Genomic DNA, 25,940 nt, shown 5'->3' with positions numbered 1-25,940 from the left:
GTGGTTCGCTGCCGGCCACCGTCAGAGCACCTCCGCCAGGTTGCCTTTGGTCTCGAGCCAGGATCTGCGGTCCGCCGCGCGGCGCTTCGCGAGGAGCATGTCCATCAGGGAATCGGTGTCGTCCCCGGGCTCGACCATGAGCTGGAGGAGCCGCCGCGTGTCCGGGGCCATGGTGGTCTCGCGAAGCTGCAAGGGGCTCATCTCACCGAGCCCCTTGAAGCGCTGCACACTCACCTTCCCCCTTCTCCCCTCGGCCGCGATGCGGTCCAGGATCCCCTGCTTCTCACCGTCGTCCAGCGCGTAATAGACGTCCTTGCCCACGTCGATCCGGTAGAGCGGCGGCATGGCGACGAAGACGTGCCCGGCCTCGACCAGCGGGCGGAAATGGCGCACGAACAGGGCGCAGAGCAGGGTCGCGATGTGGGCCCCGTCCGAGTCGGCGTCGGCCAGCACGCACACCTTGCCGTAACGCAGCCCGCTCAGGTCCGACGACGCCGGGTCGACACCGACCGCGACGGCGATGTCGTGCACCTCCTGGGAGGCCAGCACCGCCTCGGGCTCCACCTCCCAGGTGTTCAGGATCTTGCCGCGCAGGGGGAGGATCGCCTGGAAGGTGCGGTCGCGGGCCTGTTTTGCCGACCCGCCGGCCGAGTCGCCCTCCACCAGGAAGAGCTCGGTGCGCTCCAACTCCTGACCCGTGCAGTCCGCCAGCTTGCCGGGCAGGGCGGGTCCGCTCGTCACCCTCTTGCGCACCACCTGGCGGCTCGCCCGAAGCCGGCGCTGGGCACTCGCGACCGCAATCTCGGCGATCTGCTCGCCAGTTTCGGGGTGCTGGTTGAGCCACAGGCTGAGGGCGTCCTTCACCACCCCCGAGACGAACGCGGCGCACTCCCGGGAGGACAGCCGCTCCTTGGTCTGCCCCGAGAATTGCGGCTCGGCCAGCTTCACCGACAGCACGTAGGTGCAACGCTCCCAGACGTCGTCCGGCGCCAGCTTGACCCCGCGCGGCAGGAGGTTGCGGAACTCGCAGAACTCCCGCATCGCCTCGAGCAGCCCGCTGCGTAGCCCGCTCACATGCGTGCCTCCGAGGGGGGTGGGCACCAGGTTCACGTAGCTCTCGGAGAGCCCCTCGCCCCCCTCCGGCAGCCAGGCGAGCGCCCAGTCGACGGCCTCGCGCTCGCTGCGGAAACTCCCCACGAAGGGCACCGCCGGGATGCTCTCGAGACCCTGGTTGGCCTCCTGCAGGTAGGCCGCCAGCCCCTCCTGGTAGAGCCACTCCTGCTCCTCCCCGGTCGCCTCGTCACGAAAGCTGACGCGCAGCCCCGGGCAGAGCACCGCCTTGGCCTTCAGCACGTGCTGCAGGCGCGGTACCGAGAAGCGGGGGGAGTCGAAGAACTGCGGGTCCGGCCAGAACCGCAAGGTGGTCCCCGTGGCACGCTTGGGGACCTCGCCGACCACCTCCAGGTCCGAGACCGGGGCCCCGTCGGCGAACGCCATGTTGTACTCCACCCCTGCGCGGCGGACCCAGACTTCGAGGTGCTTCGACAGGGCGTTCACCACCGAGACGCCCACCCCGTGAAGACCGCCGGAGAACTGATAGTTCTTCTGCGAGAACTTTCCGCCCGCGTGCAATCGGGTGAGGATGACCTCCACCCCCGAGACCTTCTCCCCGGGGTGTACGTCCACGGGCATGCCGCGGCCGTCGTCGCTCACGCTGAGCGAGCCGTCCGGGTGCAACGTGACCGCCACGTGCGTCGCGTGGCCGGCCAGCGCCTCGTCCACACTGTTGTCCACCACCTCCTGGGCCAGGTGGTTGGGGCGCGAGGTGTCCGTATACATCCCCGGGCGCCGGCGAACCGGCTCGAGGCCGGTCAGGACCTCGATAGCGGAGGCGTCGTACCCGCTCACCGGAACCCTTCCTGCTCGCGCAGCCCCGGGACGGTGCCCCGCGCCAGGCGGTCGCGGGCGGTCGCGGCCTCGAAGGGGAATCCCCGGGGCTGGCAGAGATAGCCCCGGGCGAGGATGTACTGATAGGCGCTCCCGCCGTCCTGGCGGATGAACTCCCAGTCACTCGACTCCATGCCCTGGAACCTCCCGTCGAGGCCATACGCATAACGCCTCGCGCTCTGCGTCTGACAACGGATGCCCTCGTAGAAGACGTTCCTGCCGCCCCCCTGCGAGACCAGCGCCACGGTGTAGCGCGTGACGCCGTCCCGGCCCACGGAGAGGGATGCCGGGTCGAAGAAATAGCGGTACGGGTCGCCGGGACGCCCGATGTCGGCCGCCACCAGGCTACCGGGCACCGGGTAGGGGGGAAGCGTGACCCGCTCCTCCACCCAGTTCTCTCCCTGGTCACCGGGCTCCTCCTGGAGGACCGAGCACCCGGCCGCCAGGAGCACCGCCAAGAGCACGAGGGGAAACGCCTGCGCCTCGATCCACCGCCCCGGCATGTCGGCTCCAAGGACTCGATTGGGGGCGCACAGTGTACCCCGCGTTGACCGGCCCTGGGCCGTATAGTAGGTTCAAGGGCTTGCCACGCGGAGCGGCACCTCTTGGAGACGCAGGGCGAAGTGGATTTCGAACAGGCCTTCCGGGAGCTCGAGGGCCTCGTCGAAAAGCTGGAACGGGGGGACCTCTCGCTGGAGCAGTCCCTGGAGGCCTACGAGCGCGGCCTGGCGCTGCACCGCGCCTGCCAGCAGACCCTGGACAGTGCCCTGCGCAAGGTGGAGATCCTCGGCAGGAGGAACGGGGGACTGGAGGTCCAACCGTTCGCGAGCGATGACCAGCCCGGTTGACCCCCCCGGGGATGCCGGGAGGCTGGAACCGCTCCTGCGCAGCCACGCGAGTCGCGTGGAGACGGTGCTCGAGCGCTGGCTTCCCCCGGCCCACATCCGGCCGGTCCGACTGCACGAGGCCATGCGGTACGCCGTTCTCCTCGGGGGGAAACGAATTCGTCCGGCCCTGGTCTACTCCACGGGCGAGGCCCTCGGGGTCGAACGGTCGGGGCTCGACGGGCCAGCAGCCGCGGTGGAGCTCATCCACGCCTACTCGCTGGTGCACGACGACCTTCCGGCCATGGACGACGATGACCTTCGGCGGGGACGCCCCACCTGCCACAGGGCGTACGACGAGGGCACGGCGATACTGGTCGGTGACGCGCTCCAGGCCCTCGCCTTCCACGTCCTGGCCCGCGACGAAACGCTGAGGGTGTCCGCCGAGCGCCGGCTGCAGATGGTCGAGACCCTGGCGACGGCGGCGGGGTCCCGCGGCATGGTGGGTGGGCAGGCCCTCGACCTCGAGGCGGTCGGCCGCGCCCTCGACGAGACCGAACTGGAGAACATGCACATCCACAAGACCGGCGCCATCCTGCGGGCCTGCGTGCGGCTGGGGGGGTTGGCCGCCCCGGACACGCCGGAGGACACGCTCGAGCGCCTGGACCATTACGCCAAGTGCATCGGACTCGCGTACCAGATCCGCGACGATGTCCTGGACGTCCAGGGCGAGACGGCGACCATCGGCAAGGCCCGCGGTGCCGACGCGGCCCGCCACAAACCCACCTACCCGTCCGTGATGGGGCTCGCGCGGTCCATCGAGCTCGCCAACCAACTCCACGAGCAGGCCATGGAGAGCCTGTCGGTCCTCGACGCCGGAGCGGACCCTCTGCGCTGGCTCTCCGCATTCATCGTCGAGCGCCGGCACTGAGCCACTCGCACCGAGAAACCGCCCTGCCCGAAGCCTCGTCAGCCATCGCCATGTGCAAGCCCGGTCACTACCCCATTCTCGAGCGGATCGATGACCCCGCGGACCTGCGGAAGCTGCCGGAGGAAGAGCTCGTTCTCGTGGCGGCAGAGGTGCGCGACCTGCTCATCCACACGGTCTGCCAGACCGGGGGGCACCTCGCCGCCAGCCTCGGCACGGTGGAGCTCACCATCGCGCTCCACTACACCTACGACACGCCGGAGGACCGGCTGGTCTGGGACGTGGGCCACCAGGCCTATCCCCACAAGATCCTGACCGGCCGCCGCTCCCGTATGCCGACCCTGCGCCAGAAGGGCGGGATCTCCGGTTTCCCCCGGCGCGACGAAAGCCCCTACGACACCTTCGGGGTCGGGCACTCCAGCACCTCCATCAGCGCGGCGCTGGGCATGGCGATCGCGGCGAAGCGCCAGGCCGCCCGGCGGCGGGTCGTCGCCGTGATCGGCGACGGTGCCATGACCGCAGGGATGGCATTCGAGGCGCTGAACCACGCCGGTGACCTCGACGCGAACCTGCTGGTCATCCTGAACGACAACGACATGTCCATCTCCCCGAACGTCGGGGGGCTCTCCAACTACCTGGGCCGGCTCCTGACGGGCCGCTTCTATGCCTCGGTCCGCGAGGGTAGCAAGAAGGTCCTCCGCAGCATGCCGAGCGTGTGGGAGTTCGCGCGCCGCACCGAAGAGCACGTCAAGGGCATGGTGGTTCCCGGCACTCTCTTCGAGGAGCTCGGTTTCAACTACGTGGGACCGGTGGACGGCCACGACCTGCCCCTGCTGGTGCGCACGCTGCGCAACCTCAAGGACCTGACGGGCCCGCAGTTCCTGCACGTGGTGACCCGCAAGGGCAAGGGTTACCCACCCGCCGAGGCAAAGCCCGTCACGTTCCACGGGGTTTCGGCCTTCGACCCCGCCACGGGGAAGATGGAGAAGCCGGCGAGCCAGGGCCCGACCTACACCCAGGTCTTCGGCGACTGGATCTGCGACATGGCGGCTCAGGACGATCGCCTCGTGGGGATCACCCCGGCCATGCGCGAGGGGTCCGGGCTGGTCCGGTTCTCGGAGCAGTTCCCCGACCGGTATTACGACGTCGGCATCGCCGAGCAGCACAGCGTGACCCTCGCGGCAGGACTCGCCTGCGAGGGCCTGAAGCCGGTCGTGGCGATCTACTCCACGTTCCTGCAGCGCGCCTACGATCAGGTGGTCCACGACGTCGCGCTCCAGAACCTGCCGGTCCTGTTCGCGGTGGACCGCGGGGGCCTGGTGGGCCCGGACGGTCCGACCCACGCAGGGAGCTTCGACCTCTCCTTCCTGCGCTGCATCCCCAACCTGACCATCCTGGCGCCCGCCGACGAGAACGAGTGCCGGCAGGCCCTCTTTACGGGATTCCGGATGGACGGCCCGGCAGCGGTCCGCTACCCGCGCGGGGCCGGCCCTGGGGTGACGGTCCAGCCGTTGCTGCGGGCCCTTCCGATCGGGAAGGGCGAGGTGCGCCGCCGCGGGCGCGAGGTCGCCCTCCTCGCCTTCGGTACCATGGTCGCCCCCGCCCTGGAGGCGGGCGTGCGGCTCGACGCGACGGTAGTCAACATGCGCTTCGTCAAACCGTTGGACGAAGAGCTCGTGGCTCAGCTGGCTCGCACCCACCGGCTACTGGTGACCGTGGAGGAAAACGTGGTCGCTGGCGGGGCCGGCTCCGGCGTGAACGAATGCCTGGCCGCGCTGGGGTTGGACACCGCGGTCATCAACCTCGGCCTCCCGGACCGGTTCGTGGAGCAGGGTGAGCGCGAGGACCTCCTGGCGGCGTGCGGGCTGGACGCCGAGGGGATTCAGCGAGCCGTGGAGAAGTATCGGCACCAGGGCGCGCCCGGTCTCTCCGGAGTCGCCTGAGGAACGAAGTCCGAGTATATTTGTCGACAATAAAGGCGCCCCACGCGATGTCCTGGCGCAACCACGAGGATCGGGTCCATGAGTGAATCCGCAGGGGCGGTCGAAATCGCCGACGTGCAGAGCAGCCACGACACCCGGCGGATCCCCATCGACAAGGTCGGCATCAAGGAGATCCGGCACCCGGTCCGGGTGCGCGACCGCAGCGGCGGCGAGCAGCACACGGTCGCCGTGTTCAGCATGTACGTGAATCTCCCCCACGACTTCAAGGGCACGCACATGTCCCGTTTCGTGGAAATCCTCAACAACCACGAGTACGAGATCACGGTGGACTCGTTCAAGCAGATGTTGAGCGAGATGACGCAGCGCCTCGAGGCGGCGTCGGGTCACGTCGACATGGTCTTTCCGTACTTCGTCACCAAGCACGCGCCCGTCAGCGGGGTGCGCAGTCTCATCGACTATCAGGTGACCTTCGCGGGGGAGATCCATGACGACAAACCGATCATGTCCATCAAGGTCGTCGTCCCGGTGACCAGCCTGTGCCCGTGCTCGAAGGAGATCTCCGAGTACGGCGCCCACAACCAGCGCTCCCACGTCACGGTCAACGTGCGCTCGCGGGGGTTCATCTGGATCGAGGACCTCATCGACATCGTGGAATCGGAGGCCTCCTGCGAGCTCTACGGTCTGCTGAAGCGGCCCGACGAGAAGTACGTCACCGAGCGCGCGTACGACAACCCGAAATTCGTCGAGGACATGGTTCGCGACGTGGCTGCCCGGCTGAATGCGGACGACCGGGTCGCGGCCTACGTGGTCGAGTCGGAGAACTTCGAGTCGATCCACAACCACTCGGCGTACGCGATGGTCAAACGGGACAAGGACAGAGAGTCCGCCTGAGCGTAGCACCCCGACTGCGCGTCCCCGAGGCCCGCCGGGCGCCTCCCCAAAGGGGCGCCGGCCGGACCTCCGAGGCTAGAGGTCGTAGAGCGTGGGGTCCACCCGAGGCGGCAGCAGCTGCCGGCGCAAACCGGCGAGCCCGCCCTTGACCCTGGGTGCGAACGGGTCCTCGGACTGGAGCACGTCGCCCAGGTCGGACTCGACCTGGTCAGGGTCCTCTCCCGCCTCCATGCGCCGGAGGGCCTCCTCCATCCCCGCTCCCATCTTCATGCCGGCGGCATCGAAGAGCCGGCGCATCATGCGCCCCATGGCCTTCGGGTCTTCCTCGTCGACGCCCTCGAGCTCCGAGGCCATGCCCTCCATCGCCCGTTCCAGACGCTCGTCGTCGAGGTCCGGAAGGTCGTCGGCGCCCCCGTCGTCCTTGCGGCCCCTGGAGATCGCGAACACCGACATCCGCCGCTCCAGCTCGGGGCGCCCGCAGCGGGGACACTCAGGCCGCTTGTCGGTGTTCACGCGCCGGGAGAAGAAGTTGAACACCGTGTGGCAATCGACGCAGTAGAACTCGTAGATGGGCATTCCGGTTCCCCCTCAGGCGAGAGCGATGGCGGCGGATATTCTATCCTTTACGAGGCGGCAACAGACCCGACGCCGAAACAACTCACGAGGAGACCAAAGGCATGACCACGAACACGGGTACCCTGGATCGCATTGCGCGCGTCGTCGCCGGATTGGTCCTGGTGGGGCTGACGCTCGCCGGCACCATCGGTGTGTGGGGCTGGATCGGGCTGGTGCCCCTGGTGACCGGCATCGTGGGCTATTGCCCCGCGTATAGCCTGCTCGGCATGAATACGCACAAGGCCGGCTGAGACGCCCGCCCAGAAAACCCTTGCCCCGCGGGCGCGAGCCCGGTCAACGCAAAGACGAGGCACTCCCCCCGGCCCAGGGCCGGGGGGCTTCACTCCAGGCCCAAACGGGCCTCCCCTGCCAGAACGGCGTCCAGGACGGTGGCCGTGTCGGTCACCCGCACGGCGCTCGGGCGCACCTCCACGAGCTTCGTCCGCAATGTGAACGGGGGCACGACGGTCTCGGCCAGGGACCGCTCGACGCGGGCACGCCAGTCCTCGATCCGCTCCCGCAAGGGCCAGCGGCTGCGCTGGGCGACGACGCCGCGAACGAGCTCGTGGAGGCCGCGGTCCAGGCGTTGCAGGTCCACGTCCTCGGTCCGCAACGTGTAGTCCAGATCCCGCAGGAACAACTCACCCGTCTCAGGGTCGTACTCGGGAGCGCCGGCGAGCCGGACCGTCCCCGAGACCAAGCCGGAGAGCGTCGCTTCCACCGCCAGCGTACCGCCCTGGGCGGTGAGCCTCACCCGCGTGGGCGTGACCGTGCGCCCTGCCCACTCCAGGGGGCGGCCTTCCAGGGCCGAGCGCAGCAGTCGCTCCGCGTCCGCGTGGGGCAACGCCAGTCGGGCCGGCAGCTCCAGGCTCGGGACCACCGGCGGGGCCACCTGCAGTGGCGGCAGCGGCGGCACGGGCAAACCCTCCGCGGGCAGCCCTTCCCGCAGGCTTGGTCGCGCCGTCAGGCCGAGGACCAGTTGCACCGCGCGCCCGTCGGCGAGGGGCTGGGTCACCCAGACGGACACGGGGTTGAGCTCCAGCCAGAGGCCGTTCTCCATCGGGATGGGGCGATGCAGCCTCCGCCAGGCGAGCGTCGCGGGGACCTGCAGGTCACCGAGCCTCGGGGCCTCCTGGTCGATCACCGCGCGAGCCGTGTGCCAGAGTTTTTCGTGCAGCGCCCGCGCAACGGCCCCCGTGACGTCAATGCCCGCGAAGGTCATCTGGCACGGGTTCAGGAACTGGGGCGGATGGATGGCCGTTTCCACGGCCAGCCGCCAGTCGGGGCGCAGACCGAAACGGGTGGTCAGGGTCAACAGGACCCCGCGGGGGGGTTCCTCGACCCCGCAACTCCCCCGCACGGTGAGCTTTCCGAGGACGTCTTTGCGTGCCTGGACCCAGTACCCGACCAGGGTCCGGGCGACCAGGACGTTCCCCTGCACCTGCAGGTCGAGCGGCCCACGCCGCGCCGCATAACGCACCTCGAAGCCATCGTGCTGATGCCAGGAGCGGTCCTGGCGCACCTCCTGGGGGATCCGGGCCTCGAGTGCGGCAAGAATGGGAGCCAGGGGCACGGTCAGCCCCAGGGCGATCACCGACTCCTCGGGCACCGCGTGGGCGTGCAGGGGCGCCAGCGAGGCAAGCAGCAACGCCGCCGCAGCACGCCGGTATCGCGCCGTCACGACAGCCCCTGCCAGGCGACGAAGGCCGCGAGCACGAGCAGGGCCAGTCCGAACGCGCGGGGCAGCCAGCGCTGGGCCCGTTGCAGGCGCCTCTCCACCGGTGGGGACTGCACCGCGAGAACGACGAGGCTCCAGGCCGCCACGCCGTGCACCACGATGGCCACCGGCAGCATGACACGCCAGGCTGGCGGCGTTCCGGGGTGGAGCATCTGGGCGAACAGGCTCACGAAGAACAGGAAGGCCTTCGGGTTGGTGAGATTGCACAGCAGGCCCTCCACGAATCCACTCCGCGCACCCGGCAGGGCCCGGGCTCCATCCAATCGCCCCCCCCCACCCGCCGACGCTGGGTCCGAGAGCAGGGCACGGAGCCCAAGATAGGCCAGAAAGGCCGCCCCTGCCAGTTGCACCCCCGAGAGCACCTCGGGCGGCGCGGCGACGAAACCGAGTGACACCACCAGCATCTGCACGGACAGGCCCAGCGTGATTCCCGCCACGGTCCCATAGGCCCGCCGGCGGTTGCCTCCGAGGCTGTTCTTGACGACCAGGAAGAAGTCAGGACCGGGGCTGAGCAGCCCCAGCGTCAGCACGAGCAGGACCTGGAGCAGTTCGCCCAGCATGGCCAGGGATATCTCCCCTCACCCGTTCAGAACCGGCAGCGTTCCGTCCCCGGGAAGACCGGGCCGCGCGTCCAAGACAGTGTAGACCAGGACGTTTCCGGGGCGGCCCGGTGTCGAGGTTGACGTGTCATGAATTCGCCACTCGCCCGGCGGGCTGTCCAAACCATCTGCGAGACCCGTCACGAAACCCGGGGAAGCCCCTCCAGGCAGTGCTGGATGCGCTCGCGAGAAGGCCTGAGGTCATGTTAGCTTCCCGCGGGACCGAGTCCGCGGGCGCGGCAGGCCTGTGACAGAGGCTTGCGCTTGTGGCCACCCCGGCCCGGTCCTACACTGCGCCCGGCATCGGTTGGCCAGCGTTTCGACGATCACCCCAGGAGATCAGACGCGTGAGCGATCTGCGAGGTTCCAAGGTCCTTTTCCCTGTCGTGTTCCTCTCCGTGGGACTCCTGGTCTCCGGCTGCTCGAGCCCGACGGAAGACGTGCGCGTCACCCTCTGCAAGAACATCGTGCTGAAAGAGACCGGCCCCTCCGCGACGATAAAGGGCGCGGACACCGAGACGAAAGGATACGAACACGCGGCCGTCCGGGTGCGCTACTCCTCCCAGGGGCGCGACGGTGAGGCCGTGTGTTACTACGAGTACAACGCCCAGGAGAATACGGCTCTCCAGTTGAGCGACCCGCTGTCCGCCTATGCGACCTCACCCTTCGAGGTGAAGATCGACGGGAAGACTCTGACCAGGCCCGGGCTCGCGAGCGCCGTCAAGGGTGCGGTGACCCAGCAGGGGAAGGAATGGATTGAGCGGGCCAAGCAGGGCATTCAAGACGCGATCGCGCGCTGAACCGCCCCCCCTGACCCCGGACCAGACCGCGGCCTGGGTACGTACCTATGGCCGCCAATCCCGTGTCTACGCCTGGGGCTTCTTCCTTCTGGTCCTGCCCGCGATCCTGGGGCTCATCTGGTGGGAGATGGGCGAGCTGAGCCAGGACGTACTCTCTTCCTTCGCCTTCGCGGCCCTGGTTTTCTTCCTCCTGGCCCGGTGGTCCCGGCGGGCGACGACTCAAAGCTGGCTCGGGGTCGTGGAGGACGTGGCCAGGAACCAGATGCAGGTGCGCCGCATGCGCGCGCTCCGCGAGCGGTACCCGTCCGCCGGCGTCCCGCAACGGTCCCTGCCCGGACACGGCAGGAAGGTCACTTTGCGGCTGCCCCACGAGTTGTCCGGCTACTTCCGCCCGGGCGACCGCGTCTTCAAGCTTTCCGGGTTCGACTGGCCCGAGAAGGTTGAGCGGGATGGCCCGGAACGGGTCTGCCTGGCGTGCGGCCGGCTCTACCCGCAGGGCCAGGGGCGCTGTTGGCGCTGCAGCGCGCCGGAACCGGACCACGAAACCCTCGTGCGCCTGGCAGGCTGACCTCCTGCCGGCCGGCCGACCTACCGAGCGGCCTCGCCGCCGGCGAGGAATCGGTCCAGCGCGTCGGCGAACGCCTTACGGTCGGTCTGCGACAGCGGAGGGGGTCCACCCGTCACCGCGCCGCTGCTGCGCAGGGTCTCCATGAAGTCACGCATGACCAGCCGATCGCGGATGTTGTCGCGGGTGTAGCGTTCGCCCCGCGGGCTGAGGACGTGACCGCCCTTCTCGAGCACCGCAGCCGCCAGGGGGATATCCGCCGTGACCACCAGGTCCGCGGGCTCGAGGTCGCGCACGATCCGACTGTCCGCCGCGTCGAAGCCTGCCGACACCAGCAGGGCGCGGATGTGGGGCGAGCGCGGAACCGCGACGGGCTGGTTGGCGACCAGGACCAGGGGCAGGCGCAACCGCTCGGCGGCGCGGAACAGGACCTCCTTGACCACCTTCGGACAGGCGTCCGCGTCGACCCAGATCCGCATCAGCAAAAAACCCCGGTCATGTAAGGAAGCAAGGAGAGAAGGAATATGTGCCAGGGGCAGCCCTGCCGCAACGTTTGCCGCTCCCCACTGCGGGATGGAGCGACCGTCCCTCGCACGCGCACTCGCCCCTCGATCACCCGGCGGAGCTAACGTCCGGCGGGCAGCGATAGCGATTTCGAGTCCGCATTGAAGCAGGATGTGATGGACGGCGGTCTGACAACCGCCCGATGTAGCAGGAGTATTGGTCGGGGCGAGAGGATTTGAACCTCCGACCACCTGAACCCCATTCAGGTGCGCTACCAGGCTGCGCTACGCCCCGAGTCTGCAGTGTCTTACCGCGCGGGAGGGAGTCAACCGACCATCTCTCAGCAGCCCCTCCCGAGGGCCCGTAGAGTACACCAGGTCTGCGTGGATCCCAAAGGGGGGGGGTGGGCGCCCCGAAATCGTACGCGACCCGGAGTCGCCGACCGTCAGCGCTTGAGGATCTCCAGGACTTCCTCGAGCTCGCTGCGCAACTGACGGACGATCTGCTGGCTCTGGCTCAGATCACTCTTCGCTTCCTCGCCGGAGAGCCTGTGACGCGCCCCACCGATCGTGAAGCCGTGCTCGTAGAGCAGGCTCCGGATCTGGCGGATCAGGATGACGTCCTGCCGTTGATAATACCGGCGGTTGCCGCGACGCTTGAGCGGCTTCAGCTGCGGGAATTCCTGTTCCCAGTACCGGAGGACGTGCGGCTTCACCGCACAGAGCTCGCTCACCTCACCGATGGTGAAGTAGCGCTTTCCCGGGATCGGTGGAAGATCACCGCCGCTCGACGGATCCAGCATAAGCCTCTACCCGTGTTTTCAATTTTTGACCGGGGCGGAACGTAACGACCCGCCGTGCGCTGATCGGGATCTCCTCCCCGGTCTTCGGGTTCCGGCCCGGACGCTGATTCTTGTCACGCAGGTCGAAGTTGCCGAAGCCCGACAGCTTGACCTGGTCCCCGGCTTCGAGGGAGCGCCTGACCTCCTCGAAGAAGGACTCGACCATCTCTTTGGCTTCGCGCTTGTTCAGACCGAGCTCCTCGAAGAGCTTCTCGGCCATGCCTGCCTTCGTTAACGCCATCGCTACGCCCTGAGAGTGGCCTTGTATTCCCTTTCCAGCTTTTCCAGGACCCTTTTCAAGACCGCATCGACCTCTGCGTCCAGCAAAGTTCGATCCGTCGCCTGAAGGGTCAGAGACAGGGCCAGGCTCTTGCGTCCGCCGTCAATGCCTTCCCCACGATATACATCAAACAACTCAAGGTCATTTAGCAGATCCCCCGCAGCCTGTCCAATCGCCGCGCGCACCGCCTCTGCCGGCACGGCCTCGTCCACCACTACGGCCAGGTCACGGCGGATCGCCGGAAACCGGGACAGAGCGGCGAACCGGGGGAGTACCCCCGCCTGCAACGGCCTCAGGCCCAGTTCGAAGAGATAGACCGGGCCCTCGAGGTCTAGCGACCGCAAGTGCGCGGGGTGAAGGGCTCCGAGCCGTCCGACCTCCTCCGCGCCCCGGAATACCGCGGCGGTCTGGCCCGGGTGCAGCGCGGGATGGCTCGCCGGCTCGAAACGGAACTCAGCGGCAACCCCGGTCGACGCGAGGAGCGCCTCCACGTCCGCCTTCACGTCGTAGAAATCCACCGGCCGCCGGGCCAGACCCCACTGCCCGGGCAGCGCACTGCCGGAAGCGAGCCCCGCAAGGACGGGCTCCTGCATGGTTTCACCGTGGCGGCGCCGGAAGCGCAGTCCTGACTCGAAGAGCCAGACGCGGGCCTGCTGGCGGTTCTGGTTGTGCGCGAGGGCCTTCAGCAACCCCGGCCACAGGGTCGTCCTCATGACCGCCATGTCGGCGGAGATGGGGTTCGCGAGGCGGACGACCTCTTCCCCGGGGTCCAGCATGACCTGCAGCGATGGGTCCACGAAGCTGTAGGTGATGGCCTCCTGGTAGCCGCGGTCGGCGAGCAGTCCCCGCAGCCGCTCCAGGGGCACCCGCGTCTCCGGCACAGGGCGCAGGCTCAGGTGGGCCACCGGCGCCGTGGTGGGAACGTGCTCGTACCCGTTGACCCGAGCGACCTCCTCGATCAGGTCCACCTCGATCGCGAGATCGAAGCGGAAACTCGGGGGCGTGACCCTCCAGCCGCCGGCCTGGGTCTCGACGCGGCACCCGAGGCGGCTCAGCACGTCGGCCACCGCCTCGTCGGGGACGGCAACGCCGAGGACCTTCTGCAGCCGCACCGCCCGCAAGGTGATCGGTGCCCTCGTGGGAAGGTGTTCCGGTGACGCCCGGTCGATCACCGGACCACACTCGCCGCCCGCGATCTGCACCAGGAGCCCGGTGGCGCGCTCGATGGCTCGGCGCTGAAGCTCGAAATCCACTCCCCGCTCGTAGCGGTGACTCGCGTCGGTCGCCAATCCGAAACGCCGCGCCCGCCCCGCGATCACGCTCGGCGAGAAGAACGCGCTCTCAAAAAAGATGTGCCGGCTCTCGGCGGTGACGCCCGACTCGAGGCCACCCATGACCCCGGCGAGGGCGATGGGGCCCCGGTCGTCGGCGATCAGCAGGCAGTCCTCGTCGAGACTGAGCGAGTTGCCATCGAGGAGGGTCAGGGACTCCCCGGCCCGGGCGCGACGGACCCGGATGGCGCCGGAGAGGCGATCCAGATCGAACGCGTGCATCGGCTGCCCGAGCTCGAGGAGGACGTAGTTGGTCACGTCGACGACGGGGCTGATGCTTCGCAGCCCGCTGCGCCGCAGGCGCTCCTTCATCCAGAGCGGGGTCTGCGCGGCAGGGTCGACGTTGCGCACCACCCGCCCCACGTAGCGCGGGCAGTCGGCAGGCGCCTCGAGCTCGACCGGGAAGGTGTCGGGGATGACCGGCGGGACCGGCTCCACCGCCACGCCTCGGACCGGTTGCTGGAAGAGGACCCCCACCTCACGGGCGACCCCTGCGACGCACAGACAGTCGCTGCGGTTCGGGGTGAGGTCCACCTCGATGGCGACGTCGTCGAGGCCGAGATAGCTCACCACGTCGAGCCCGACCGGGGCATCCGCGGGCAGCGGCAGGAGCCCTTCGCTCGTCTCCGCGAGCCCCAGCTCCCGGGCCGAGCAGAGCATCCCGGACGATTCCACCCCCCGCAGTTTCGCCCGCCGGATCTCCATGCCCCCGGGCAACCGGGCGCCCACCAGGGCCGTGGGGGCCTTCATGCCCACGGCCACGTTCGCCGCGCCACACACGATGACGAGCGGCTCGCTCCCCCCCGCATCGACCCGGCAGACGTGAAGCCGATCGGCGGCGGGATGCGAGGCGACCTCGAGCACGTGACCGACGACCACGCCCGAGAAGCGCTCCCCCACCGGCGTGACGCTGTCGACCTCGAGCCCCGCCGCGGTGAGGCGCGCGGCCAAGCCTGCCGTGTCGAGCCGCGGAGAGACCCATTCCCGGAGCCAGCGTTCGCTGAAGCGCATGACGTTAGCGGAACTGCCGCAAGAACCTCAAATCATTATCAAAGAATAGCCGCAAGTCATTGACTCCATAGCGAAGCATCGCGAGGCGCTCGACACCCATTCCGAACGCGTACCCCGTGTAGCGCTCGCTGTCCGCCCCTACGGCGGCGAAGACGTTCGGGTGCACCATCCCGCACCCCAGCACCTCGAGCCAGCCCGAGTCCTTGCAGACACGGCAACCCTTTCCCCCGCAGATCACGCAGCCGATGTCGACCTCCGCGGAGGGCTCGGTGAAGGGAAAATAGGAGGGCCGGAACCGCACCGGAAGGTCGGTCTCAAAGAACGTCTTGAGAAAGTCGTCGAGCGTCCCCTTCAGGTCGGCGAAGCTCACCCCCTCGTCGACCATCAGCCCCTCGACCTGGTGGAACATGGGGCTATGGGTCACGTCGGAATCGCAGCGGTAGACCCGCCCGGGCGCGATGACCCGTACGGGCGGCGCCTGCCGCTCCATCACCCGGATCTGCACGGGCGAAGTGTGCGTGCGCAACACCGTGTGGGCGTCGAAATAGAAGGTGTCGTGCATCGCCCGGGCCGGGTGGTGGGCGGGGATGTTGAGCGCGCCGAAGTTGTGCCAGTCGTCCTCGATCTCCGGCCCTTCGGCGACCTCGAACCCGGCCTGGGCGAAGATGCGCTCGATGCGCTCCAGGGTCCGGGTGAGGGGATGCAAGCCACCGGGACGCCCCCCTCGACCGGGGAGCGTCACGTCGATCCGCTCGGCGGCAAGCCGGGCCTGGAGCGCTTCGGTCTCCAGCACCGCACGCCGTCCGTCGAGGGCCCCCTGAAGCCGGTCCTTGGCCTCGTTGATGGCTTGCCCGGCGACCCGGCGCTCCTCGGCCGGCAACGCGCCGAGCGCCTTCAGGTGGTCGGTGAGGAGACCCTTCTTTCCGAGGTATCGAACCCGTACGGCGTCGAGTTGTGCCAGGTCGGCAGCCTGCTCGACCTCACGGCCCGCACGGGCGATGACCTCGGTCAGCGCGTCCATGCGCCTCCCGTTCAGGCCGCCGCGAGGCTGGCGCGGGCGCGCTCTGCGAGCACCGCAAAGGCGGGCTTGTCGAACACCGCCAGGTCGGCAAGGACCTTACGGTCGATGGCCACCTGCGCCTTCTTCAGTCCGTCCATGAGGCGGCTGTAGGAAAGCCCGTTTTCGCGGGCCCCGGCGTTGATGCGCACGATCCAGAGGGCCCGGAACTGGCGCTTTTTCTGGCGCCGGTCACGGTAGGCGTACTGTCCCGCCTTGATGACCGCCTGCTTGGCGACCCGGAAGACGTTCTTGCGACGGCCGTAATAACCCTTGGCGCGGTCGAGGACTTTCTTGTGCTTGGCGTGAGCGGTCACACCACGTTTTACACGGGGCATCTTGGGCCTCCTCCCTTAGCTGTAAGGCAACATGCCGCGCACGTTCCGCACGTCGGTCGCGGCCACCTGGGCCGGGCCGCGCAGCTGGCGTTTGCGCTTGGTCGCCTTCTTGGTGAGGATGTGGCGGCGAAAGGCCTGGGTCCGCTTGAACCCGCCCCCGCCCGTGGCGTGGAAGCGCTTCGCCGCGCCCCGGTTACTCTTCATCTTGGGCATGTCTGCACTCCTGTTTATCGACTACTACCCCCGGCGGCAGGGACTGCGCCCGTTTGGCGGTCCGCCCAGGACCGCCGCCGGAGACTTTATCGTCAGGGTCCGAATCCGCTATTTCTTCGGTCCCAGCATCATCGTCATGAAGCGGCCTTCGAGCCGCGGGAACTGCTCCACCTTCGCGATCTCGGCCAGATCGGCCTCGACCCTCCGTAGCAGCTTGATCCCCAGTTCCTGGTGGGCCATCTCGCGACCACGGAACATCAGTGTCACCTTGGCCTTGTCGCCCTCGGTGATGAACTCGACGAGCTTGCGCAGCTTGACCTGGTAGTCCCCCTCCCCGGTTGCAGGGCGGAACTTCATCTCCTTGACCTGGACCTGCTGTTGCCTCTTGCGCGCGGAGGTCTTGCGCTTGCTCTCTTCGAACAAGTGCTTGCCGTAGTCCATGACCCGGCACACGGGGGGGTCCGCCTGGGGCGCGATCTCCACCAGGTCCACACCCGCTTCCTCTGCCATCCGGAGAGCATCTTCCCGGGACAGGATCCCGACCTGCTCGCCTTCCGGCCCGACCACGCGCATCGTCCGAGCCGTGATCTCCTCGTTGATGCGGTACTCCGTCTTCGCAGTGATTGTCAGCCCTCCAGAACGACTCGACCGTGGCTCGCCACCTCTTCACGGAGCTTCTCGGCGAACCCCTCCAACGGCATCGCCCCGAGATCGGCTCCGTTGCGGGTGCGAACGGCCACGGTCCGGTTTTCCAGCTCCCGCCCCCCCAGCACGAGGAGGTAAGGGACCCGCTGCAGCGTGTGCTCGCGGATCTTAAGACCGATTTTCTCGTTTCTCAAGTCGCACTCGACCCGGAACCCCTGTTTCCGCAGGACTTTCACGACCTCCTGCGCGTACTCGGCCTGCCCATCGGTGATATTGAGGGCAACGGCCTGTACCGGAGCGAGCCAGGCCGGCAGCTTGCCCGCGTGCTCCTCGATCAGAATCCCGATGAAGCGCTCCATGGAGCCCAGGATCGCCCGGTGCAGCATGACCGGGACCTTTCGGCTACCGTCCTCGGCCACGTATTCGGCGCCGAGCCGGCCAGGCATGGAGAAGTCCACCTGGATGGTCCCGCACTGCCAGACGCGCCCGATGGAGTCCCGCAGCGAGAATTCAATCTTGGGCCCGTAGAACGCGCCCTCGCCGGGCTGCAGCTTCCAGTCGAGCCCCTTGCCGTCCAGGGCCACGGCGAGCGCCTGCTCCGCCCGGTCCCAGACCTCGTCCGCCCCGACGCGCTGCTCGGGACGGGTGGAGAGCTTGATGATGACCTCCTGGAACCCGAAGTCCGCGTACACCCGGAACAACAGGTCGATGAAGGCCGCGACCTCGGGCTGCAGCTGCTCCTCGGTGCAGAAGATGTGCGCGTCGTCCTGGACGAAGTTCCGGAGCCGCATCAGGCCGTGCAGCGTCCCCGAGGCCTCGTTGCGATGGCAGGACCCGAACTCCGCCATCCTCAGGGGCAGGTCGCGGTAGCTGCGCAGCCCCTGGTTGAAGATCTGGATGTGGCCCGGGCAATTCATGGGCTTGACCGCGTAGTCCCGATTCTCGCTCCGGGTGGTGAACATGTTCTCCCGGAACTTGTCCCAGTGTCCGGAGCGCTCCCAGAGGGAGCGGTCGATCACCTGCGGGGTCCGGACCTCCGTGTAGCCGTGCTCCCGGATCACGTCGCGGATGTACTGCTCGACCAGGCGGTACACGGTCCAGCCCCGGTCGTGCCAGAAGACCATTCCGGGCGCCTCTTCCTGCTGGTGGAAGAGGTCCAACTGCTTGGCGAGCTTGCGGTGGTCGCGCTTCTCGGCCTCCTCCAGGCGATGGAGGTAGGCGTCCAGGTCCTTCTGACTCCCCCAGGCGGTCCCGTAGACGCGCTGCAGCATCTCGCTGCGCGAGTCGCCCCGCCAGTAGGCGCCCGCCAGCTTCATCAGCTTGAAGGCCCGCAGCTTCCCCGTGGAGGGCACGTGCGGCCCGCGGCAGAGGTCCACGAACTCGCCCTGGCGGTACAGAGAGAGGGTCTCGTTGGCCGGGATGGAGGCGATGATCTCGGCCTTGTACTTCTCGCCCTGGTCGAGGAAGAAGCGCACCGCGTCGTCCCGCGCCATCTCGGTCCGCTCGACCGGAAGGTCGCGGCTCGCGATTTCCTTCATCCGCGCCTCGATGAGCGCGAGGTCCTCGGGACGGAAGCGCTCCTCCCGGGAGAAGTCGTAATAGAACCCGTCCTCGACCACGGGACCGATCGTCACCTGGGTCTCGGGAAAGAGCTCCTTCACCGCGTGCGCCATCAGGTGCGCGGTGGAGTGGCGGATGACGTCCACGCCCTCGGGGTCGCGCTCGGTGACGATCGCCAGCGTGGCGTCCCGGTCGATGCGATGGGACGTGTCCACGAGCCTGCCGTCGACCCGGCCCGCAACCGCTGCCCTGGCCAGTCCGGGGCCGATCGCGGCAGCGACCTCCCCCACCGTCACCGGCTGGTCGAACGCCTTCTGGGAACCGTCGGGCAGGGTAATGATTGGCATGTCAGGCACTCAGTTCGTCACGGCCCCGTCCAGGGGCGAGGCCCCGTTGTCGCCCCTCAGGGCGACAAAAACGACAAAGGGGCCAGCCTGCGCAGCCAACCCCTTGTTTTTCTGGTAGGCGCGAGTGGGATCGAACCACCGACCACTACCATGTCAAGGTAGTGCTCTACCACTGAGCTACGCGCCTGTGGGGCCGTAAAGATAGCGGAATCCCCGCCCGGCGAGCAAGCGTGCGTCGCCGACAACCGAAGGGGCCCGCTCCGGGGGTGCCGCGGGGTCTGCACGGGTCTGGGGCGCGCTGCCGAGGGCACCGCTCAACCCGACGCCCGGCGCCTCCGCCCCCGGGACGCCGGCTCCTTCGCGATCCCGAGGTGGAGGTCCTCGATCCGACGGATCTCGTCCCGCAGCCGCGCGGCCTCTTCGAATGCAAGATTCTCCGCGTGCCGGTACATCTGGGCCTCGAGCTCCGACACCTTTTTCCTCAACTGTTCGGGCGCGAGCGCGGCGTAGACGGAGAGGTCCTCCGCCACGCGGGCGTACCGGCTCGCCGGAACGACCGGGCCGCTCCTCGCACCCTCCATGATGTCGGCCACGGCCTTTTCCACCGACTTCGGCGTGATCCCGTGGGAGCGGTTGTACTCCTGCTGCTTCGCGCGCCGCCTCTCGGTCTCGTCGATGGCCCGGCGCATGGAGCCCGTCACCCCGTCGGCGTAGAGGATCGCCTTGCCGTGCAGGTTGCGAGCGGCGCGCCCGATGGTCTGGATGAGGGAGCGCTCCGACCGCAGGTAACCCTCCTTGTCCGCGTCCAGGATGGCGACCAGGGAGACCTCGGGGATGTCCAGGCCCTCGCGCAGCAGGTTGATCCCCACCAGCACGTCGAACTCGCCGAGCCGCAGGTCGCGGATGATCTCCACCCGCTCCACGGTCTCGATGTCCGAGTGCAGGTAGCGCACCCGGATGCCGTGATCACCGAGGAAGTCGGTAAAGTCCTCGGCCATCCGCTTGGTCAGGGTCGTGACCAGCACCCGCTCACCACCCGCCACGCGCAGCACGATCTCGGAGAGCAGGTCATCGACCTGCGTCGCCGCGGGCCGGACCTCGATCTCCGGGTCCACCAGCCCTGTAGGCCGCACCACCTGCTCTACCACCTGCCCGGAGTGCTCGAGCTCGTAGGGGCCCGGGGTGGCCGACACGAAGATCGCCTGGGGCATCAGCCGCTCCCACTCGTCGAAACGAAGCGGGCGGTTGTCGAGGGCCGAAGGCAGCCGGAAGCCGTACTCGACGAGCGTCTCCTTGCGCGAGCGGTCCCCCCGATACATGCCGCCGAGCTGGGGGATCGTGACGTGACTCTCGTCCACCACCAGCAGGGCGTCCTGCGGCAGGTAGTCGAAGAGGGTCGGCGGCGGCTCCCCCGGCCGGCGCCCGGAGAGGTAGCGGGAGTAGTTCTCGATGCCCTTGCAGTAACCGAGCTCCTGCATCATCTCGAGGTCGAAGGTCGTGCGCTGCTCCAGCCTCTGGGCCTCGAGCAGCTTACCCGCCTGGTGGAGCTGCTCGAGCCGCTCCCGCAGTTCCGCGCGCGCCCCGTCCACCGTCTCCAGCACCCGCTCGCGGGGCGTGACGTAGTGGCTCTTCGGGTAGACGGTGAGGCGCGGCACTCTCCGCAGCACCTCCCCCGTGAGGGGATCGAAGTAGCCGAGCGACTCGATCTCGTCGTCGAGCAGCTCCACGCGGATCGCGTCCCGCTCACTCTCTGCGGGGAAGATGTCGATGACGTCCCCGCGCACCCGGAAGGTGCCCCGGGAGAGCTCGAGCTCGTTGCGTGCGTACTGGAGCTCTGCGAGGCGGCGCAGGATCTCCCGCTGGTCGAGCAGGTGTCCGCGCGCCAGGTGCAACACCATGCTCATGTACGCGTCCGGGTCGCCGAGGCCGTAGATCGCCGAGACGGTCGCCACGATCACCACGTCCCTGCGCTCGAGAATCGCCTTCGTCGCCGAGAGCCGCATCTGTTCGATGTGCTCGTTGATCGACGCGTCCTTCTCGATGTACGTGTCGGTCGAGGGGACGTAGGCCTCCGGCTGGTAATAGTCGTAGTAGCTGACGAAGTACTCGACTGCGTTGTGCGGGAAGAACTCGCGCATCTCCCCGTAGAGCTGGGCTGCCAGCGTCTTGTTCGGCGCAAGGATCAGGGTCGGGCGCTGGACGTGCTGGATGACATTCGCGACCGAGAACGTCTTGCCACTGCCGGTGACGCCGAGCAGGGTCTGGCAGGCGAGGCCGGATTCGATCCCCTCGAGCATCCGGCGGATGGCGTCCGGCTGGTCGCCGGACGGTGCATAGCTCGAAACCAGCTCCAATGGCCTGGACATGGGCCGCAGGATAGCGCCCCCACCGGGGGGGGCCAATCTCCCGCTGGCGGCCCCGCCCCGGCGCGGCAGCCCCTGCCCCCGGATCGGCGCGCCTGCCCCGGGGGCAAGCGCGCCCGCTTGGTATAGAATTCCCGGCCGACACTCCCTTCCCGCACCAGGACCTTCGCCGTGGAACTCCGCCTCTCCCAGCGCGTACGGCGCATCAAGCCCTCCCCCACCCTCGCCGTGAGCGCCCGCGCCGCCGCGCTCAAGGCGTCCGGCCAGGACATCATCAACCTCGGGCTTGGGGAGCCGGATTTCGACACACCCACCCACATCAAGGACGCCGCCAAACAGGCCCTGGACCGCGGCTTCACCAAGTACACCGCGGTCGACGGAATCCCGTCGCTGAAGCAGGCCGTGATCCGCAAGCTCCAGCGCGACAACGGGCTCACCTATGCCCCGGAGCAGGTCGTGGTGTCCGTGGGCGGCAAGCAGACCTTCTACAACCTCGCCCAGGCTCTGCTCGACGCGGGGGACGAGGTGCTCATCCCCGCGCCGTACTGGGTGTCCTACCCCGACATGGTGCTGCTGGCCGACGGGACCCCCGTCATCCTCGAGGGCACTTCCGAGCACGGGTTCAAGCTGACCCCGGAGCAACTGGAGCGGGCCATCGGGCCGCGCACCCGCATGCTGGTGATCAACAGCCCCTCCAACCCGACCGGGGTCTGCTACACGCGGGCCGAACTCGCGGCACTCGGCGAGGTCCTGCACCGGCACCCGGACGTGCTCGTCGCCAGCGACGACATGTACGAGCACATCACCTGGGGCAGCGAGCCCTTTGCGAACATCCTGATGGCCCGGCCGGACCTCTATGACCGGACCGTCGTGCTGAACGGCGTCTCCAAGGCCTACTCCATGACGGGTTGGCGCATCGGCTATGCCGCCGGCCCCGCGCCGCTGATCCGGGCCATGGTCAAGATCCAGTCCCAGAGCACCTCCAACCCGACCTCCATTGCCCAGGTCGCAGCCGAGGCGGCCCTCGACGGCGACCAGGCGTTCATCGCCGAGATGGTGCGGGCGTTCAAGACGCGGCACGATTACGTGCTGGGGGCCCTGAACGGCATCCGGGGGGTCCGTTGCCTCCCGGCCCAGGGGGCCTTCTACCTGTTCCCCGACACCCGGGATGCCATGCGTGCGACGGGGGCCTCCGACGACGTGTCCTTCGCGGACCTGCTGCTGCGCGAGGCCGGCGTCGCGCTCGTTCCCGGCTCCGCCTTCGGCGCCCCGGGGTTCCAGCGCATTTCCATCGCCACGAGCCTGGCGAACCTGGAAAAGGCCATGGAGCGCATCACGGCCTTCCTCGGGCCGGCTTGACGGGGCGCTGGCTCCATGGCCAGCCCGACGGCGCGGCCGCCGGCCGCGCGTCCGGCGGGAATGGTTTCCTCAGGTTGACCCATTCCCGCGCCGCCAGTAGGATACGTCGCGCTTTTCCCCGGTAGCTCAGTCGGTAGAGCGGGTGACTGTTAATCACTAGGTCGGCGGTTCGAGCCCGTCCCGGGGAGCCAAAGAAACCAAGGGTTTACACGAGAAAAGCGAGACGGCGCGGAGGAATTGGGTAACAGTTTGGGTAACAGCCCGGGATCTGCTCGCCCTGTCGCCAGGCGACCCCGCCCCGCGATCCTGCTTGGGTAACAGCGCTGTTACCCAGCCCGCTGCACACAACCCGCCCCGCCCGTGTGCAGTCGCCCGCCCGTTACGCGGTAACGGTCCCCGCCGGCGACCCCCTCCCACGCGCCCGCGCGCGTGGGGCGGCCCCTGCAACCTTCCGGCAATCTTGCCGGGAAGTCGTCGCGCCCGCGCGCGCGTGGGGCGGCCTCCAGACGCAGAAAGGCCCGGCCAGTTGCCTGACCAGGGGGCTGTTAGCGGCTAACGGCTACGGCTTGCGCTTGGGCACCCAATCAGGGGTGCCGACGGGGACAAACACGTCGGGGCTACCCTTCAGCGCCTTGAACCTGATTGTCCCGGTCTTGCTTACGCGTGGGTCGAAGGGCATCGGCATCGGGCCGAGCTTCTGAGCAAGCGCCTTGAGCCGGTCTTTCAGGGTCGCGCTCGGCTTGTACTGAGTGACCGGGGGGAGAAACCCTAGCTCGCGAGCGACCTCGGCAAACCTTCCGCCGTGTCCTTCGCCAGGGGTCGCAAGGTGGATCAGCTCGTGCAACAACGTCCCCAGCACCAGCACCGCATCGGCTGAAATGGCGATGGTTATCGCGTCCTGGCCACCGTATGCTTTGCCGCCGATGACGCCAAGCTCGACGCCGCTGTCTGACTTCTCGCGGTACTCACTGAAATGGATATCCAGGCGGTTGACGGCGACCTCTGCGCCCAGCGGCACGAGTAGCTCGCCCGCCAGGGCCCGAGCGGCACGGCGAAGCCAGACCGACGACAGCGGCCGCGAGCCATTGCGGTGATTGCCGATGCGGCACCGCGCGGAACAGAACCGGGCGGACCGGCGCGGTGATGTGAAGAACGCCCCGCAGTGCTGGCACCGGCGAATATGATCTTCCACGCCAACCCCCTTATCGTTACCGGCAGTAACGCTAAGGTAGACCACTAACGGCTCGGTCGCAACACCGCAGATGTCCGCGGCGTCACCTTATAGCGTTACGGGCGGTAACGCTATACGGTGGGGAGGGCCCCGGCTTGAGCCCGCCGGGGTGGGCGTGAACTGTCCGGCCGGTGCGACCCCCGGGCCCGGCCGGGGGCTCCGGGGGGCCAGCCGCGGCGCCCGAGGTAATGGTGCGCCCGCTGGCAGTCGGGGTTGGTTGGTCCGAGGCAGGCCACTCGCCGACTAACGCCTGCCGCCCCCGTCGCGACGGGGGCAGACGGCAGAAACCTTATGCGCCTGGGTTATAGAAGCAGCCGGCACGACTCAAGGCGATGAATCCGAAGTCCACCGCCGCCCGGAAGTCGACCGCATCCTGCATCGGGACGGGACGGGTCTCGACCACCGGATCGACCGCATCGCCGACCGACAGGCGGGCAATCGAGGCGGCCTCGCGGGGGGCGGCAAACAGCCACCAGGCGGTCGAGCTGCTGGCGTACGGCAGGACCACCACCTGCAAGCCGCGGCGGTCGTGCGGGTCGATAGCTCCCAGCGCGGTGAGCGCAGTCGCCTCCAGCGCGGGTGGCACCGCGAGATACTTGCCGCGCACCGCGTTACGGGCGCCGGCCGCATTGGCCTGCGTGCGCAGGGTCTGCAGCGCGACGCCGATCGTCGTGGCGGACGGCTCGCCGCCGCTGCCGCTGGCGATGGCGTTGGTGCCGTCGACGAACAGCGGGTTGCCATCCCCCAACTGCGGCGAGCTCTCCAGGTAGGTCGAGAACGCCTTGCTCTCGGCGCGCAACAGCACGTTGTGCAGCTCGGTGACCAGCGCCTCGACGGGCGACAGACTCGCGGTCAAGAACAACGCCCGGCCGATGGCCACCCGCACCGCGTAGCGCGAGGGCGCGCCGGTGACGGTCGCGTCGCTGATGTCGATTTCAGGGATGGGCCACGGGCCGCCGCCGGTCGGGATGGGCGCGATGGCATCGCTCGATGCCGTCTCGAAGAACGCCGACGGGTGGTAGGTGTCGAGCGGCGCAGGCAGGACGAGGGCACGGTGCTCGGTGAGGCCCGAGGGGCGCTGCGTCACAGCACGGGTGACGCGGGTTGCGATCAGCTGCGGCCAGTCCGAGAACGCCAAGGCACGGTGCAGGTCCTGCGCGGTGTCGGCGCCGTGGTATTCGTACAGCACGCGGCGCAGAGAGCTATCCCGGTGCAGGTGCCTGGCGAGCGGGTGCGGGTCGCTGGAGGGGTCGCCGACCAGCTCGCCGATGTAATCGTCCAGCGCGTCAACCAGGTCCTCGCGGCTGTACCGGCCGGCCGCCAGGCGCTCGGTGCGAGCGCTCTTGGCGCGCTCGACGCCCTGGCGGACCGCGATGTCTTCGAGTCCGCGTGCGTATTCGTCTTGGGTCATGTCAGTCATCCCATAGTCCGCCACGGGTCGGCGGTGATGGGGGGAGCGTAGCCGCTCCGGTTTGACGCTCGGGCGTCAACAGCTCCCACAGGCGGCGCGCGCTGGCCGGCAGCGCCCCGAGGCCGAGGGCCTGGTCCACCCATCGGTCGGCCTCGGTCGCCGGCGGCCGGGCGCTGCGGCCACGGGCGGCCACCCGGCGGGCGAGGGCTTGGGCACGCTGCCAGCGGCTCGCCAGCGGGTCCACGGCGGCCGCTGCGCGATTCAGCAGCTCTGCCTGCCGCTCACGTACATCTCTCGCCCGCTCGGCCGCCTCGAGCGCCTCTACGCGGGCGAGGGCGTCGGCCAGCAGCTCGCGCAGGACGGCTAGTTCCGACACAAGGCCTCCAACCGGACGCAGATGCGCCGGGCCTGATCGGGGTCGGTGAGCCCGCCGCAGCCGGCGGTGAGGGTCAGGGCGAGCAGCTCGTCGCCTGTCATGTCCGCGCTCATGGCGGCAGCGGGATACGCCAGCGCTTGGCAATCTGGCGCAGGGCGCGCTCGCTCCACGCGGTGTAGAGCACCATGCCCGCATCGCGCCCGCCGATCAGGCTGTTGAGTTC

The 25,940-nt window shown here is 68.6% G+C and carries 26 protein-coding genes and 3 tRNA genes; 9 read left to right on the top strand and 20 right to left on the bottom strand.

What is annotated here, in order from left to right; all coding sequences use genetic code 11:
* Nucleotides 1-21: 21 nt before the first annotated feature.
* Nucleotides 22-1,908: a DNA topoisomerase IV subunit B gene (parE, locus tag KA217_06990; protein MBP7712193.1), complete on the bottom strand. Its 1,887-nt coding sequence runs from the start codon at nucleotides 1,906-1,908 to the stop codon at nucleotides 22-24.
* Nucleotides 1,905-2,450 (bottom strand): hypothetical protein, encoded by a 546-nt coding sequence (locus KA217_06985; GenBank protein MBP7712192.1) that lies wholly within the window; start codon nucleotides 2,448-2,450, stop codon nucleotides 1,905-1,907. Before KA217_06985 ends, parE begins: the two co-directional genes overlap by 4 nt.
* 102 nt (nucleotides 2,451-2,552) lie before the next feature.
* Here KA217_06985 and KA217_06980 point away from each other — a divergent pair, with 102 nt between their 5' ends.
* The 4 genes from KA217_06980 (at nucleotide 2,553) to KA217_06965 (ending at nucleotide 6,533) form a co-directional block, all read left to right on the top strand.
* Nucleotides 2,553-2,795 carry an exodeoxyribonuclease VII small subunit gene (locus KA217_06980; protein MBP7712191.1) on the top strand — a complete coding sequence of 81 codons (243 nt, stop codon included), beginning with the start codon at nucleotides 2,553-2,555 and terminating at the stop codon, nucleotides 2,793-2,795.
* Entirely contained in the window at nucleotides 2,779-3,702 is a 924-nt protein-coding gene (gene ispA, locus KA217_06975) for a (2E,6E)-farnesyl diphosphate synthase (protein MBP7712190.1), read from the top strand. The genes KA217_06980 and ispA overlap by 17 nt, the downstream gene beginning before the upstream one ends.
* 50 nt (nucleotides 3,703-3,752) lie before the next feature.
* Nucleotides 3,753-5,642, top strand: a complete 1,890-nt coding sequence (gene dxs / locus KA217_06970) for a 1-deoxy-D-xylulose-5-phosphate synthase (protein ID MBP7712189.1) — start codon at nucleotides 3,753-3,755, stop codon at nucleotides 5,640-5,642.
* 78 nt (nucleotides 5,643-5,720) lie between these two features.
* Entirely contained in the window at nucleotides 5,721-6,533 is an 813-nt protein-coding gene (locus tag KA217_06965; GenBank protein MBP7712188.1) for a GTP cyclohydrolase I FolE2, read from the top strand.
* 75 nt (nucleotides 6,534-6,608) lie between these two features.
* Here KA217_06965 and KA217_06960 read toward each other — a convergent pair whose 3' ends face one another.
* Nucleotides 6,609-7,109: a zinc ribbon domain-containing protein gene (locus KA217_06960; GenBank protein MBP7712187.1), complete on the bottom strand. Its 501-nt coding sequence runs from the start codon at nucleotides 7,107-7,109 to the stop codon at nucleotides 6,609-6,611.
* A gap of 101 nt (nucleotides 7,110-7,210) precedes the next feature.
* Between KA217_06960 and KA217_06955 the strand changes: the two genes are divergently transcribed.
* Nucleotides 7,211-7,399 carry a DUF2892 domain-containing protein gene (locus KA217_06955; GenBank protein ID MBP7712186.1) on the top strand — a complete coding sequence of 63 codons (189 nt, stop codon included), beginning with the start codon at nucleotides 7,211-7,213 and terminating at the stop codon, nucleotides 7,397-7,399.
* Between the two features lie 89 nt (nucleotides 7,400-7,488).
* Here KA217_06955 and KA217_06950 read toward each other — a convergent pair whose 3' ends face one another.
* Nucleotides 7,489-8,829 carry a DUF4403 family protein gene (locus tag KA217_06950; GenBank protein MBP7712185.1) on the bottom strand — a complete coding sequence of 447 codons (1,341 nt, stop codon included), beginning with the start codon at nucleotides 8,827-8,829 and terminating at the stop codon, nucleotides 7,489-7,491.
* Nucleotides 8,826-9,446, bottom strand: a complete 621-nt coding sequence (locus tag KA217_06945; GenBank protein ID MBP7712184.1) for a LysE family transporter — start codon at nucleotides 9,444-9,446, stop codon at nucleotides 8,826-8,828. The genes KA217_06950 and KA217_06945 overlap by 4 nt, the downstream gene beginning before the upstream one ends.
* Nucleotides 9,447-9,832: 386 nt before the next feature.
* On the opposite strand from KA217_06945, the gene KA217_06940 reads away from it, so the two are divergent.
* Both KA217_06940 and KA217_06935 read left to right on the top strand, forming a co-directional pair.
* The gene (locus tag KA217_06940; protein MBP7712183.1) at nucleotides 9,833-10,285 is read left to right on the top strand and encodes a hypothetical protein; all 453 of its coding nucleotides are present in this window, start codon (nucleotides 9,833-9,835) and stop codon (nucleotides 10,283-10,285) included.
* Complete coding sequence (locus KA217_06935; GenBank protein MBP7712182.1) at nucleotides 10,242-10,853, top strand: hypothetical protein; 612 nt, start codon at nucleotides 10,242-10,244, stop codon at nucleotides 10,851-10,853. The genes KA217_06940 and KA217_06935 overlap by 44 nt, the downstream gene beginning before the upstream one ends.
* Before the next feature lie 20 nt (nucleotides 10,854-10,873).
* Here the strand turns inward: KA217_06935 and KA217_06930 are convergent, their stop codons facing one another.
* The 12 genes from KA217_06930 to uvrB form a co-directional block, all read right to left on the bottom strand.
* Nucleotides 10,874-11,329 (bottom strand): YaiI/YqxD family protein, encoded by a 456-nt coding sequence (locus KA217_06930; protein ID MBP7712181.1) that lies wholly within the window; start codon nucleotides 11,327-11,329, stop codon nucleotides 10,874-10,876.
* Nucleotides 11,330-11,571: 242 nt separating this feature from the next.
* Nucleotides 11,572-11,648, bottom strand: a tRNA-Pro gene (locus KA217_06925).
* Between the two features lie 151 nt (nucleotides 11,649-11,799).
* Nucleotides 11,800-12,156 carry a MerR family transcriptional regulator gene (locus KA217_06920; GenBank protein ID MBP7712180.1) on the bottom strand — a complete coding sequence of 119 codons (357 nt, stop codon included), beginning with the start codon at nucleotides 12,154-12,156 and terminating at the stop codon, nucleotides 11,800-11,802.
* Nucleotides 12,131-12,436: an integration host factor subunit alpha gene (gene ihfA / locus KA217_06915; protein ID MBP7712179.1), complete on the bottom strand. Its 306-nt coding sequence runs from the start codon at nucleotides 12,434-12,436 to the stop codon at nucleotides 12,131-12,133. The genes KA217_06920 and ihfA overlap by 26 nt, the downstream gene beginning before the upstream one ends.
* Before the next feature lie 2 nt (nucleotides 12,437-12,438).
* Complete coding sequence (gene pheT, locus KA217_06910) at nucleotides 12,439-14,817, bottom strand: phenylalanine--tRNA ligase subunit beta (protein MBP7712178.1); 2,379 nt, start codon at nucleotides 14,815-14,817, stop codon at nucleotides 12,439-12,441.
* Between the two features lie 4 nt (nucleotides 14,818-14,821).
* Complete coding sequence (gene pheS / locus KA217_06905; GenBank protein ID MBP7712177.1) at nucleotides 14,822-15,838, bottom strand: phenylalanine--tRNA ligase subunit alpha; 1,017 nt, start codon at nucleotides 15,836-15,838, stop codon at nucleotides 14,822-14,824.
* An 11-nt stretch (nucleotides 15,839-15,849) separates the two neighbouring features.
* Nucleotides 15,850-16,212 carry a 50S ribosomal protein L20 gene (gene rplT / locus KA217_06900; protein MBP7712176.1) on the bottom strand — a complete coding sequence of 121 codons (363 nt, stop codon included), beginning with the start codon at nucleotides 16,210-16,212 and terminating at the stop codon, nucleotides 15,850-15,852.
* A gap of 15 nt (nucleotides 16,213-16,227) precedes the next feature.
* A complete protein-coding gene (gene rpmI, locus KA217_06895; GenBank protein ID MBP7712175.1) occupies nucleotides 16,228-16,425 on the bottom strand; it encodes a 50S ribosomal protein L35 in 198 nt (65 codons plus the stop codon).
* Nucleotides 16,426-16,533: 108 nt separating this feature from the next.
* Nucleotides 16,534-17,055, bottom strand: coding sequence for a translation initiation factor IF-3 (infC, locus tag KA217_06890; GenBank protein MBP7712174.1), 522 nt, complete (start codon nucleotides 17,053-17,055; stop codon nucleotides 16,534-16,536).
* Entirely contained in the window at nucleotides 17,052-18,977 is a 1,926-nt protein-coding gene (thrS, locus tag KA217_06885; protein MBP7712173.1) for a threonine--tRNA ligase, read from the bottom strand. The genes infC and thrS overlap by 4 nt, the downstream gene beginning before the upstream one ends.
* Before the next feature lie 112 nt (nucleotides 18,978-19,089).
* A tRNA-Val gene (locus tag KA217_06880) sits at nucleotides 19,090-19,164 on the bottom strand.
* A 127-nt stretch (nucleotides 19,165-19,291) separates the two neighbouring features.
* A complete protein-coding gene (uvrB, locus tag KA217_06875; protein MBP7712172.1) occupies nucleotides 19,292-21,343 on the bottom strand; it encodes an excinuclease ABC subunit UvrB in 2,052 nt (683 codons plus the stop codon).
* A 168-nt stretch (nucleotides 21,344-21,511) separates the two neighbouring features.
* Between uvrB and KA217_06870 the strand changes: the two genes are divergently transcribed.
* On the top strand, nucleotides 21,512-22,699 hold the full coding sequence (locus KA217_06870) for a pyridoxal phosphate-dependent aminotransferase (GenBank protein MBP7712171.1): 1,188 nt from the start codon (nucleotides 21,512-21,514) through the stop codon (nucleotides 22,697-22,699).
* Nucleotides 22,700-22,814: 115 nt separating this feature from the next.
* Nucleotides 22,815-22,890, top strand: a tRNA-Asn gene (locus tag KA217_06865).
* A 368-nt stretch (nucleotides 22,891-23,258) separates the two neighbouring features.
* On the opposite strand, the gene KA217_06860 is transcribed toward KA217_06865, so the two are convergent.
* The 3 genes from KA217_06860 to KA217_06850 all read right to left on the bottom strand — a co-directional run bounded on the left by KA217_06860 (nucleotide 23,259) and on the right by KA217_06850 (nucleotide 25,717).
* Nucleotides 23,259-23,891, bottom strand: a complete 633-nt coding sequence (locus KA217_06860; GenBank protein MBP7712170.1) for a hypothetical protein — start codon at nucleotides 23,889-23,891, stop codon at nucleotides 23,259-23,261.
* 328 nt (nucleotides 23,892-24,219) lie between these two features.
* A complete protein-coding gene (locus KA217_06855; protein ID MBP7712169.1) occupies nucleotides 24,220-25,341 on the bottom strand; it encodes a hypothetical protein in 1,122 nt (373 codons plus the stop codon).
* Between the two features lies 1 nt (nucleotide 25,342).
* Nucleotides 25,343-25,717: a hypothetical protein gene (locus KA217_06850; GenBank protein ID MBP7712168.1), complete on the bottom strand. Its 375-nt coding sequence runs from the start codon at nucleotides 25,715-25,717 to the stop codon at nucleotides 25,343-25,345.
* Between the last annotated feature and the right edge of the window lie 223 nt (nucleotides 25,718-25,940).

Source organism: Gammaproteobacteria bacterium (assembly GCA_017999615.1).
In the GTDB taxonomy this organism is placed as follows: Bacteria; Pseudomonadota; Gammaproteobacteria; order JAABTG01; family JAABTG01; genus JAGNLM01.
Note: the sequence above shows the minus strand (reverse complement) of the source record. Positions and strands in the feature narration are given on the sequence as shown.